At 75.3% G+C, this 11,632-nt stretch carries 11 protein-coding genes; 2 read left to right on the forward strand and 9 right to left on the reverse strand.

From position 1 onward, the window contains the following. Nucleotides 1-80 precede the first annotated feature (80 nt). From ACFP6A_RS06720 to rimP, 3 genes are read right to left on the reverse strand one after another with little or no spacing between them, the layout of a single operon-like run. The gene (locus ACFP6A_RS06720) at nucleotides 81-422 is read right to left on the reverse strand and encodes a YlxR family protein (RefSeq protein ID WP_379602568.1); all 342 of its coding nucleotides are present in this window, start codon (nucleotides 420-422) and stop codon (nucleotides 81-83) included. Further along, nucleotides 412-1,416, reverse strand: coding sequence for a transcription termination factor NusA (nusA, locus tag ACFP6A_RS06725; RefSeq protein WP_379602569.1), 1,005 nt, complete (start codon nucleotides 1,414-1,416; stop codon nucleotides 412-414). The genes ACFP6A_RS06720 and nusA overlap by 11 nt, the downstream gene beginning before the upstream one ends. A 1-nt stretch (nucleotide 1,417) precedes the next feature. Next, complete coding sequence (rimP, locus tag ACFP6A_RS06730; RefSeq protein ID WP_379602571.1) at nucleotides 1,418-2,002, reverse strand: ribosome maturation factor RimP; 585 nt, start codon at nucleotides 2,000-2,002, stop codon at nucleotides 1,418-1,420. A gap of 41 nt (nucleotides 2,003-2,043) precedes the next feature. On the opposite strand from rimP, the gene ACFP6A_RS06735 reads away from it, so the two are divergent. Further along, nucleotides 2,044-3,048, forward strand: coding sequence for a DUF4439 domain-containing protein (locus tag ACFP6A_RS06735; RefSeq protein ID WP_379602573.1), 1,005 nt, complete (start codon nucleotides 2,044-2,046; stop codon nucleotides 3,046-3,048). 14 nt (nucleotides 3,049-3,062) lie between these two features. Here the strand turns inward: ACFP6A_RS06735 and ACFP6A_RS06740 are convergent, their stop codons facing one another. Next, a complete protein-coding gene (locus tag ACFP6A_RS06740; RefSeq protein ID WP_379602574.1) occupies nucleotides 3,063-3,845 on the reverse strand; it encodes a sulfite exporter TauE/SafE family protein in 783 nt (260 codons plus the stop codon). 10 nt (nucleotides 3,846-3,855) lie between these two features. Continuing rightward, complete coding sequence (locus ACFP6A_RS06745) at nucleotides 3,856-5,619, reverse strand: proline--tRNA ligase (RefSeq protein ID WP_379602575.1); 1,764 nt, start codon at nucleotides 5,617-5,619, stop codon at nucleotides 3,856-3,858. A gap of 219 nt (nucleotides 5,620-5,838) precedes the next feature. Here ACFP6A_RS06745 and ACFP6A_RS06750 point away from each other — a divergent pair, with 219 nt between their 5' ends. Beyond that, nucleotides 5,839-6,741, forward strand: a complete 903-nt coding sequence (locus ACFP6A_RS06750; RefSeq protein ID WP_379602577.1) for a DUF559 domain-containing protein — start codon at nucleotides 5,839-5,841, stop codon at nucleotides 6,739-6,741. Between the two features lie 135 nt (nucleotides 6,742-6,876). Here ACFP6A_RS06750 and ACFP6A_RS06755 read toward each other — a convergent pair whose 3' ends face one another. The 4 genes from ACFP6A_RS06755 to dxr form a co-directional block, all read right to left on the reverse strand. Next, complete coding sequence (locus tag ACFP6A_RS06755) at nucleotides 6,877-7,743, reverse strand: GNAT family N-acetyltransferase (RefSeq protein ID WP_379602579.1); 867 nt, start codon at nucleotides 7,741-7,743, stop codon at nucleotides 6,877-6,879. A 1-nt stretch (nucleotide 7,744) separates the two neighbouring features. Beyond that, the gene (gene ispG / locus ACFP6A_RS06760) at nucleotides 7,745-8,875 is read right to left on the reverse strand and encodes a flavodoxin-dependent (E)-4-hydroxy-3-methylbut-2-enyl-diphosphate synthase (RefSeq protein WP_379602898.1); all 1,131 of its coding nucleotides are present in this window, start codon (nucleotides 8,873-8,875) and stop codon (nucleotides 7,745-7,747) included. 126 nt (nucleotides 8,876-9,001) lie between these two features. Beyond that, complete coding sequence (locus tag ACFP6A_RS06765; RefSeq protein ID WP_379602581.1) at nucleotides 9,002-10,342, reverse strand: M50 family metallopeptidase; 1,341 nt, start codon at nucleotides 10,340-10,342, stop codon at nucleotides 9,002-9,004. Next, nucleotides 10,339-11,547 carry a 1-deoxy-D-xylulose-5-phosphate reductoisomerase gene (dxr, locus tag ACFP6A_RS06770; RefSeq protein ID WP_379602583.1) on the reverse strand — a complete coding sequence of 403 codons (1,209 nt, stop codon included), beginning with the start codon at nucleotides 11,545-11,547 and terminating at the stop codon, nucleotides 10,339-10,341. Before dxr ends, ACFP6A_RS06765 begins: the two co-directional genes overlap by 4 nt. Nucleotides 11,548-11,632: the final 85 nt, after the last annotated feature.

Consider the following 11,632-nt stretch of genomic DNA (forward strand, 5'->3'; position numbering starts at 1 on the left):
TGCTCATCGGGTGCCCATCAGACGCTGACCCGCTTCCGACTCGACGGCTGGTTCTCTGACGTGGTGCTCTGCTACCGGCGCTACCGGCCCTGTGTGCCCCCCGCCGTGGCGAGGTGCTCCCGCACGGCGGCGGTGTCCACCGGTCCCTGCAGGCGCAGGGCCCGGGCGAACGCCCGCCGGCGCTCGGCGAGGTCGAGGCAGTCCAGGTCCGGGTGCAGCCACGCACCCCGGCCCGGAAGCCTGCCACGTGGGTCCGGGACCAGCGCCACCTCGGTGGCAGGACCCGGTTCCGCGACGACCCGCAGCAACCGGGACCGGTCGTCCCGCACCCGGCAGCCGACGCAGGTCCGCTGGGGGGCAGCGGGGCGCGCAGACCGCCGGACGGAGCGTCCGGCCTCAGTCAGTCTAGCGTCACCCGGCACCGGGAGTGTTCCCCGACGTGCCGCCCCCAGGGGCGGTGTCCGGCCGGATGTCGATCCGCCAGCCGGTCAGCCGGGCGGCCAACCGCGCGTTCTGGCCCTCCTTGCCGATCGCCAGCGAGAGCTGGTAGTCCGGCACGACGACACGGGCGGCCCGGGCCGCGGCGTCCACGACCTCGACGGAGGACACCCGTGCCGGCGACAGGGCGTTGCCGACGAACTCCGCCGGGTCGTCGCTGTGGTCGATGATGTCGATCTTCTCGCCGTGCAGCTCGGCCATGACCGCCCGGACCCGCTGCCCCATCGGACCGATGCAGGCGCCCTTGGCGTTGACGCCGGGGACCGTGGACCGGACGGCGATCTTCGTGCGGTGCCCGGCCTCCCGGGCGACGGCGGTGATCTCGACGGTGCCGTCGGCGACCTCGGGCACCTCCAGCGCGAACAGCCGACGGACGAGGTTGGGGTGCGTGCGCGACAGGGTGATGGAGGGTCCCTTGGGTCCCTTGCGGACGGCGACGACGAGGCAGCGGATCCGCGCCCCGTGCTCGTACCGTTCGCCCGGGACCTGCTCGGCCGGCGGCAGGACGGCCTCCACCGTGCCGAGGTCGACGTGCACCACCCGGGGGTCGGGACCCTGCTGGACGACGCCCGCGACGACGTCGCCCTCCCGGCCGCGGAACTCACCGAGGACGGCCTCGTCCTCGACGTCCCGCAGCCGCTGCAGGATGACCTGGCGGGCCGTGGTCGCGGCGATCCGGCCGAAGCCGGTGGGCGTGTCGTCATACTCGCGCACGACGGCCCCCTCGTCGTCCACCTCGGCCGCCCAGACCACGACGTGACCGGTGCGCCGGTCGAGCTCGACCCGTGCGTGCCGCTGGGCCCCCTCGGTGCGGTGGTAGGCGATGAGCAGCGCCTGCTCGATCGCCCGGACGAGGACGTCGAACGGGATCTCCTTCTCGCGCTCGAGCATCCGCAGCGCGGTGAGGTCGATGTCCACCTCAGTCCTCCGCGTCGGTGTCGGAGTCAGAGTCAGTGTCGGAGTCGGTGTCGGAGTCGGTGTCACCGGGACGGTCGAACTCGACCTGCACCCGGCCGCGGCGCAGCGCGCCCCACGGCAGGTGCCGCTGCTCGCCGTCCACCTCCACGGTGACGCCGTCCGCGTCGGTACCGGTGACCCTGCCGGTCAGGTCGTCGGTCGCGGCGTCCGGCGCGGTCTCGACCCTGACCAGCCTGCCGCGGGCGCGGGACCAGTGCCGAGGCTCGGTGAGCGGACGGTCGACGCCGGGCGAGGTGACCTCCAGGACGTACGGCGAGCCGCCGAGCACGTCGGAGGCGTCGAGCGCCTCGGACACCGCCCGGGACACCTCGGCGACCGCGTCGAGGTCGAGGCTGCCCTCGGCCTCGGCGGGCAGGTCCACGACCACCCGTAGCACCCGGCGACGGCCCGCGGGTGTGAGTGTCACGTCCTCCAGGACGTGCCCGGTCCCGCCGACGACGGGCTCGAGCAGGGCGCGGACGCGGTCGGACGACGACACGGTGACCTCCCGGCGGCTCTGCAGTTGTGCGCTGCGACGGACCTGCACCGCGCACCCTAGCCGGAACCGGCGTGCGAGGATCCTCGACCATGCGTCCCTCCCCGGCCGCCGGCCCGCCGCGCCGGGCGGTTCTCGCCTCGCTGGTGGCCGGGCTCACTCTCGGTCTGACCGGGTGCGCGGACCTCTCGCGCCTGGGCGACGTCCGGCTGGACGACGACGAGACGGTCCCGCCCCCGGTGCCCGGCCCCGACGAGCTGGCCCGGAGGGCCGCGGTGGCCGACGCGCGGGTGCTGCGCGACGCCGCCGGCGCCGCCGCGGCGTCGGCCGGTGACCCGGCGCTGGCTGGGCTGCTCAAGCAGGTGGCCGACGTGCACGCCGTCCACCTCGAGGCGCTCGCCGCCCGCGAGCCCGCCCGGACGCCGACAGCCGCGCCGTCAGCCGCGCCGACGACCGCGCCACCGGTCCCGCCACCGGTCGGTGAGCTGCCGGGCCGGGAGTCCGCGGCGGCCGTCCGGGCGCTCGGCCACGTGCCGGAGGTGTCCGGGGGGATGGCCCGGTTGCTCGCCGCCGTGGGCGCGGCCCGCTCGGCCTGCGCCGACGTCGTGGCCCGGACCGCCGGGACGCCGCCCCCGGCGACACCGGCCCTCGTCACCGAGGCCACGCGCACCACCTGGTCCGAGGGCCTGGACGCCGACGCCGTCACCGCGCTGACCGCCGCGACCGAGGCCGCGCACGCCGCGGTCTACGGGTACGGCGTCGTCGCCGCCCGGCTGACCGGCGCTGCCCAGGAGGCCGCCCGCGCCGCGCTGGCCGACCACGAGGCGGCGGTGGCGCAGCTGCGTGACGTGCTCGTCGGCGCCGGCCACGAACCGCCGGTGCCCGAGGTCGCCTACGCCCTGCCGGGCCCGGCCGGCACGCCTGCGGAGCTGGTGGAGCTCGCCGCCGGGATCGAGCGGCGCCTCGCCGGCCACTACGCCCCGGTGGCGGCCGCGACCGGCAGCGTCCGGCTGCTCGGCGCGGACCTGCTCGTGGGGACCGCCGTCCGGGAGGTCCGGTGGACCGGGACGCCCACCGCCCTGCCCGGGCTGCACTGAGTACCCGCGCGGGGTCAGCCGCCGGTCACGACCTGCCAGCCGAGCCGCAGGATGAGCGCGCCGACGACGAGCAGGAACACCACCCGCACGAAGCCGCTGCCGCGGGCGACCGCCGTCCGGGCGCCGAGGTAGCCGCCGAGCAGGTTCGCCGAGCCCATGAGCAGGCCCAGCCCCCACAGCACCGCCCCCTGGGGGACGAACACGAGCAGCGCGCCCAGGTTCGTCGCGAAGTTGACGATCTTCGCCTTGGCGCTGGCCTCGAGGAAGGCGTAGCCGAGCAGCCCGACGAGGGTGAAGACGAGGAACGACCCGGTGCCCGGTCCGAGGATGCCGTCGTAGAACCCGATCGCCGCTCCGGCGGCCCCGGCTGCCAGGTGGTGGCGGCGTCCGTGCCAGCGCAGCGCGGTGGCCTCCCCGAGCGCGGGCCGGGCCAGGGTGTAGACGGCGACCGCGAGCAGGGCGACGACGATGACCGGCTGCAGCACCTGCTCGGGCAGCAGGCTGGCCGACAGCGCCCCGCCGGCCGCTCCGACCAGGGCCAGTCCGGCCATCGGCAGCGCGGTCCGCAGGTCCGGGTGGACGCGGCGGTAGTACGTGATGCTGCTCGTCGCGGTGCCGAAGATGCTGGCGACCTTGTTCGTCGCCAGGGCGTTCAGCGGGGTCATCCCGGGCACGAGCAGCAGCGCGGGGAGCTGGAGGAGCCCTCCGCCGCCGACGACGGCGTCGACCCAGCCGGCGGACAGGGCCGCGAGCAGCAGCAGGATGACGGTGCCGGCGCCGAGGTCGGTCAGCTCCACGGTGGCCGGGTCAGCCGCGGCACACGGCGACGAGGTGCGCGGCCGCGTCCGCCACCGGCACGTCGGAGCGCTCACCGGTGGCGCGGTCGGTGACCTCCACCACGCCGTCCGCCAGCCGGCGTCCGACCGTGACGACGGTCGGGACGCCGATGAGCTCGGCGTCCTTGAACTTCACCCCGGGGCTCACCCGGGGCCGGTCGTCGTGCAGGACGGTGAGGCCGGCCGCGTCGAGGTCGTCGGCGAGGGCTGCGGCGGCCTCGAGCACCGAGGCGTCCTTGCCGGCCGCGACGAGGTGGACGTCGGCCGGCGCGACGGCGCGGGGCCAGACGATGCCGAGGTCGTCGTGGCTGTTCTCGACGATCGCGGCGACGGCACGGGACACGCCGATCCCGTAGGACCCCATGGTCACCGTGACGAGCTTGCCGTTCTCGTCGAGGACCCGCAGCCCGAGGGACTCGGCGTACTTGCGGCCGAGCTGGAACACGTGGCCCATCTCGATGCCCCGGGCGGACTCCAGCGCCCCGCCGCACTGGGGGCAGGGGTCGCCGTCACGGACCTCGGCCGCCTCGATCGTGCCGTCCGCGGTGAAGTCACGGCCGGCGACGAGGCCGAGCACGTGCCGGCCGTCCTGGTCGGCGCCGGTCACCCACCGTGTGCCGTCGACGACCCGGGGGTCCAGGAGGTAGCGGACGCCGCTGGCGCGGTCGGTCCCGAGCACGCCGGGGCCGATGTAGCCCTTGCGCAGCACGGGGTTCGCCGCGAAGTCGGCCTCGGTGAACGGCTCGACGACCGCGGGCTCCACCTGTGCCGCCAGGCGCTTCTCGTCGACGTCACGGTCGCCGGGGAGGCCGACGGCGAGCGGCTCGCGCCGGCCGTCGGGGTGGACGAGGACGACGAGGACGTTCTTCAGCGTGTCGGCGGCGGTCCACGGCCGGTCCGCGCGGGGGAACCGCTCGTTGAGGTGGTCGACGAGGGTGTCGATGGTCGGCGTACCGGGGGTGTCCTCGACGTGGGCGGCGGGTGCGTCGCCGGCCGGCACCGGCTCGGGGACGGGGACCCGGACGGCCTCGACGTTCGCGGCGTAGTCGCAGCGCGTGCACCGCACGTAGGTGTCCTCGCCGTTGACGGCCGGCACGAGGAACTCCTCGCTGGCCGACCCGCCCATCGCCCCGGACATCGCGGTGACGATGACGTAGTCCATGCCGAGCCGGTCGAAGATCCGCACGTAGGCGTCGCGGTGGGCCCGGTAGGAGCGCTCGAGGCCGGCGTCGTCGACGTCGAAGGAGTAGGAGTCCTTCATGACGAACTCGCGGCCGCGCAGCAGGCCGGCACGGGGACGCGCCTCGTCCCGGTACTTGGTCTGGATCTGGTAGAGGGACAGCGGCAGGTCCTTGTACGAGGAGTACAGGTCCTTGACGAGCAGGGTGAACATCTCCTCGTGGGTGGGGCCGAGGAGGTAGTCGCCCTGCTTGCGGTCGGTGAGCCGGAACAGGTTCGGGCCGTACTCGGTCCAGCGCCCGGTGGCCTCGTAGGGCTCTCGGGGCAGCAGCGCCGGGAAGTGCACCTCCTGGGCGCCCATGGCGTCCATCTCCTCGCGGACGATCCGCTCCACGTTGCGCAGCACCCGGACGCCGAGCGGCAGCCAGCTGTAGATGCCCGGGGCCGCACGGCGGATGTAACCGGCCCGCACGAGCAGCCGGTGACTGGGCACCTCGGCGTCCGCCGGGTCCTCGCGCAGGGTGCGCAGGAACAGGGACGACATCCGCAGGATCATGGGCCGGAGCCTAGCGACGAGCCCGCCCCGCCCTGCCGCACTGCCGCCCCGCCGCCCCGCCGCCCCGCCGCCCCGGCTCCCCCGCCACCCTGCCGCCCCGCCGCCCTGCACCTGCCCGGCCCGGCTCGGGTGATCGCCACGCCAGGAGGAGTTCCGCGCTGCCGGCCCCGAACCGCGGCGCGCGCTCCGCGGTTCCACCTCCTGCGGTGGCGATCGCCTGTGGACGACGAGCGCGGGGACCCTGCGGCGCGCGGCACGCTCAGCCGGGTGCGGACGGGCCTGACCCCCGAGATGGTGGTGCGCCGGCACGGCGGCACGGCGACGTGGACGCAGCTGGCGGAGCACGTGACCCAGCACGCGCTGCGCTCGGCGCTGCAGGCCGGGCTCGTGCTGCGCGCGGCGCGCGGCGTGTACGCCCTGCCCGAGCTGCCCACCGCCCGAGAGGTGGCGGCGCGGTGCGGCGGGGTGGTGAGCCACCTGTCCGCCGCCGAGCAGCACCGGCTGCCGCTGCTGCTGCCGCCCGAGACCGCGTCCGTCACGGTGCCGCCCAACGCCCACCCCCCGCCCCGGTCGGACGTCGTGTACCGCTGGCGGTCGCTGGCCCCCGCCGACGTCGAGCGGCGCGCAGCGGTGACGACCCCGCTGCGGACGGTGCTGGACTGTGCTGCCGACCTCGACCGGCTGGAGGCTCTTGCGGTGGCCGACGGGGCGCTGCGGCTCGGGCTCGTCCACCGGGAGGACCTCCTGGCGGCGGCCGTTCGCCGACGTCGGGGCCGGCGCGCCGCCTGCTGGGTCGCCGAGCACGCCGACGGCCGGGCGGCCAACCCGTTCGAGTCGGCCCTGCGCGGGCTCGCGCTGAGCGCCGGCTGCACGGGCTTCGAGCCGCAGGTCCGCATCGACGCGGGGCGCCCGGCCCGGGTGGACCTCGCCGACCGGCGGCGACGCGTCGTGCTCGAGGCGGACTCCTTCGAGTGGCACGGCGACCGCAGGGCGCTGCGCCGGGACGCCCGCCGCTACGACGAGCTGGTGCGCGCCGGGTGGACGGTGCTGCGGTTCGCCTGGGAGGACGTCATGCTCGACCAGGAGTGGGTGATCGGGGTGCTTCGCGACGTCGCGGGCTGATCGCCAGGTGGGGAGGAGTCGGAGCCTGCCAGAGCGTGCGCCAGGCCCGTTGCGCCCCGCGGCTCCTCCCCCGGCGGCGATCATCGCCGGGGGCCTCAGAACAGGCCCGGGGACCTCAGAAGAGGGCCGGGGGCCTCAGAACAGGACGGTGGCGAAGCGCCCGACGTGCTGCATCCCCACCCGTTCGTAGGCGGCGACGGCTCGCCGGTTGAACGAGTTGACGTAGAGGCTGACGACGGTGTCCCGGCCGGCCCAGGTGAACCGCTCCCTGGTGAGCGCGACGACCGCGGCCATCCCCGGTGCGGCGAGCCCGCGACCGCGCAGCGCCGGGTGCACCCACACGCCCTGGACCTGGACGACGCCGGGGGCGACCGCGCCGAGCTCGGCCTTGAACACGACCCGCCGGCGGCCGTCCACCTCGTCGATGCGGGCGAACGAGCGACCGAGCCGGACGAGCTCGGCGACCCGGCGCCGGTAGGTCGCGCCGCCGTCCCCGGTCTCCGGGGAGTACCCGACCTCCTCGGTGAACATCGCCACGCAGGCCGGGTACAGCAGGTCGAGGTCGGCCTCGGTGGTCGCCCGGACGGCGGGGTCCGGCGCGACCAGCGGGTCGGCGGCGATGGCGAGCAGCGGCTGGTCGGGCCGGACGTCGCGCGCCGGCCCCCACGCGGGCTCGAGCCGGTCCCACAGCGCGAGCACGCCCTCGGCCGGGCCGACCAGCGAGGAGCACCGGCGACCCTGGCGCCGCGCGCGAGCGGCGAACGCGTCGACCGCGACGTCGTCGACCCCGACCGGGACGAGGTTGGCGCCCGCCCAGCACGCGGCCCGCAGCCGACCCCGCCGCCAGTACCCCCACAGCTCCCCGCCGAGCCGGCGCGGGTCGCAGCCGACGGCGGCGACCCGGGAGGACACGAACACGTTGGCGACGGGGTCCTGCTCGCACAGCTCCAGGACGGCGCCGGCGGCGGCGTCGTCCAGCACCGTCACGGGCTGGCGCAGCACCTCAGCCGACGCTCACGGAGGGCGTGCCCTCGACGTCCTCGCCCATCTCCTCGGCGATCCGCATGGCCTCCTCGATGAGCGTCTCGACGATCTGCGACTCGGGCACCGTCTTGATGACCTCGCCCTTGACGAAGATCTGGCCCTTGCCGTTGCCGGAGGCGACGCCCAGGTCGGCCTCGCGGGCCTCGCCGGGCCCGTTGACGACGCACCCCATGACGGCGACGCGGAGCGGCACCTCCATCCCCTCGAGCCCGGCGGTGACCTCCTCGGCGAGCTTGTACACGTCCACCTGAGCGCGGCCGCAGGACGGGCAGGAGACGATCTCCAGACGGCGCGGGCGCAGGTTGAGCGACTCGAGGATCTGCAGCCCGACCTTGACCTCCTCCACCGGGGGTGCGGACAGCGACACCCGGATCGTGTCACCGATGCCCTTGCTGAGCAGCGCCCCGAACGCGACCGCGGACTTGATCGTCCCCTGGAACGCCGGGCCCGCCTCGGTGACACCGAGGTGCAGCGGCCAGTCCCCCCGCTCGGCCAGCATCTCGTAGGCGCGGACCATGACCACCGGGTCGTTGTGCTTGACGGAGATCTTGAAGTCGTGGAAGTCGTGCTCCTCGAACAGCGACGCCTCCCACACCGCGGACTCCACGAGCGCCTCGGCGGTCGGCCTGCCGTACTTGTCGAGCAGCCGCTTGTCGAGCGACCCGGCGTTGACGCCGATCCGGATGGAGGTGCCGTGGTCCTTGGCCGCCTGGGCGATCTCCTTGACCTGGTCGTCGAACTTGCGGATGTTGCCCGGGTTGACCCGGACGCCCGCGCACCCGGCCTCGATCGCGGCGAACACGTACTTCGGCTGGAAGTGGATGTCGGCGATGACCGGGATCTGGGACTTGCCGGCGATGGCTGGCAGCGCGTCCGCGTCGTCCTGGCTGGGGCAGGCGACCCGGACGATGTCGCAGCCGGCGGCCGTGAGCTCGGCGATCTGCTGCAGGGTCGCGTTGACGTCCGCGGTGGGCGTCGTCGTCATCGACTGGACGCTGATCGGCGCGTCGCCGCCGACCTCGACCGACCCCACCCGGATCGTGCGGCTGCGACGTCGGGGGGCGAGCACCGGCGGTGGCAGGGCCGGCATGCCGAGCCCCACCGGGGTGCCGGGGGCAGCGGGGCGTCCGGGGGTCGGCGTGCTGGCAGGACTCGACATGGCTCCAGTATCCGCGATCAGGGCAGCCTGGGCCGCCCGGCCCGTGGGCAGGACATCTCAGCCCCCGAGGGTGACCGGTCGGACGACGTCCGCGTACAGCAGCAGGCCGGACATCCCGACGAGGACGATGGCGACCGCGTAGGTCAGCGGCAGCAGCCGGGCGATGTCGACCGGGCCGGGGTCGGGCCGCCCGCGGAGCCGGGCCAGCTGGCGGCGGGCACCCTCCCACAGGGCGCCGGCCACGTGCCCGCCGTCCAGCGGCATGAGCGGCAGCAGGTTGAACACGAACAGCGCGACGTTGAGCGACCCGAGCAGCGAGAGCATCACCGCCACCCGTTCCTGGGTGCTGGCGAGCAGGTCGCTGGTGGCGACCTCACCGGAGAGCCGACCGACCCCGACGACGCCGATCGGCCCCTGCGGGTCGCGCTCGGCGTCCCCGAAGGCGGCCTCGGCGACGTCGACCATCCGGGCCGGCAGGTCGATGATGATGGCGGCGGTCTGGACGACGGCGTCGCCGACGACGGCCGGCACCTCGGTGACCGGCTGGGGGACGAGCTCCTGGCTGGGAGACACCCCGAGGAAGCCGACCTGCTCGAGCACCGGCTCACCGTCGGCGTCCAGGACCGGCTCGCCGGCCGCGTCCAGGGCGGGCCGGTCGTCGGCGATGATCGGGGCGGACAGCTCGAGGCGCTGCCCGTCGCGCTCGACGACGACGGGGACCGTGCGCCCGGCGGCGCCGCGGATGGCCTCCTGCACCGAGCGCCAGTCCGGGGTGGGGCGGCCGTCGACGGCGAGGATGACGTCCCCGGTCCGGATGCCGGCCTCGGCGGCCGGGGCGGCCGGGTCCCCGGGCCCACAGGTCTGGTCCGCCCGGGTCACCGGGACGACGCACTCCGAGACCGCGGACACGGTCGGGGTGAGCGTGGGCAGACCGATGCCGACGACGGTGACCCCGAGGAAGACCACGGCCAGCACGAGGTTCATCACCGGGCCACCCAGCATGATCACCAGGCGCTTGGCGACCGGGAGCCGGTAGAAGACCCGGTCCTCGTCGCCAGGCTCGATCTCCTCGGCGCTGGCCCGCCGGGCCTCGTCGGCGAGGGACTGCAGCGGGCCGGTGGACGAGGCCCGCAGGTGGCGGTCGTCCGAGCCGGGCGCCGGGGGGAACATGCCGATCATCCGGATGTAGCCGCCGAGCGGGACCCACTTGACGCCGTACTCGGTCTCCCCGCGCCGGCGCGCCCACAGGGTGGGCCCGAACCCGACCATGTACTGGGTGACCTTGACCCCGAAGCGTTTGGCCGGCACCAGGTGCCCGATCTCGTGCAGGGCGATGGACAGCGCGAGCCCCACGACGACGACGAGCACGCCGACGGTGTAGGCGACCACCTCGGTCATCGTCCCACCCTCCCCTCGAGCAGCCGGTGCGCCCGGCTGCGGGCCCACGTCTCGGCCGCCAGCACGTCACCGAGCACCACGTCGTCGCCGGTGGGCACCGACTCGTCGCGCACCGCGTCGTCCACAACCCGCTGGACCGTGTCGACGATTCCCAGGAAGGGCAGGCCCCCGGCGAGAAAGGCCGCGACCGCCTCCTCGTTGGCCGCGTTGTAGACCGCCGGCAGGGCGCCGCCGGCGCGCCCGACGTCCCGGGCCAGCCGGACGGCGGGGAAGGCCGCCTCGTCCAGCGGCAGGAACTCCCAGGACGTCGCCGCCGACCAGTCGCAGCCGGGCGCGGCACCCGGGACCCGCTCGGGCCAGGCCAGCCCGAGCGCGATGGGGATGAGCATGCTGGGCGGGCAGGCCTGGGCGAGGGTCGAGCCGTCGACGAACTCGACCATCGAGTGCACCACCGACTGCGGGTGCACGACCACGTCGATCGCCTCGTACCCGACGTCGAACAGCAGGTGCGCCTCGATCACCTCGAGCGCCTTGTTCACGAGGGTCGCGGAGTTCACGGTGACCACCGGGCCCATCGACCAGGTCGGGTGGTCGAGCGCCTGCTGGGGGGTGACGTCGGCGAGCTCGGCCCGGGAGCGTCCGCGGAACGGCCCGCCGGACGCGGTGAGCACGAGGCGACGCACCTCGTCGCGGCGTCCGGCCCGCAGGCACTGCGCCAGCGCGGAGTGCTCGGAGTCCACCGGCACGATCTGGTCCGGAGCGGCGGCGCGGGTCAGCAGCGGGCCACCGACGACGAGGGACTCCTTGTTCGCCAGGGCCAGGGTGCGTCCCGCCTGCAGGGCGGCCAGGGACGGGGCCAGGCCGACGGAGCCGGTCATCCCGTTGAGGACGACGTCGCACGGCCGGGCGGCGAGCTCGGTGGCGGCCTGCGGGCCGGCCAGCACCTCCGGGACGGGACCGGGGTCGGGGACCCTGGCGCGGGCGGCGCGAAGGGCCTCGCCCAGGGCGGCCGCGGCCCCCGGGTCGGCGACCGCGACCGTCTGCACCCGCAGCCGGACCGCCTGCTCGGCGAGCGCGACCAGGTCCCGCCCGCCGGCGGCCACGCCGACGACGCGGAACCGGTCCGGGTTGCGCCGGACGACGTCCTCGGCCTGGGTGCCGATGGACCCGGTGGAGCCGAGCAGGACCACGTCACGGGGCGTCACGAACCCCAGTGTCCTCCAGCCCACCGACTGCCCCCTCCGTGCCCGCGGCAGGGCACGCCGGCGGGTCCAGGGCAGGCAGGTGGTC

This window comes from Quadrisphaera sp. GCM10027208 (assembly GCF_042658805.1).
In the GTDB taxonomy this organism is placed as follows: domain Bacteria; phylum Actinomycetota; class Actinomycetes; order Actinomycetales; family SCSIO-59966; genus SCSIO-59966.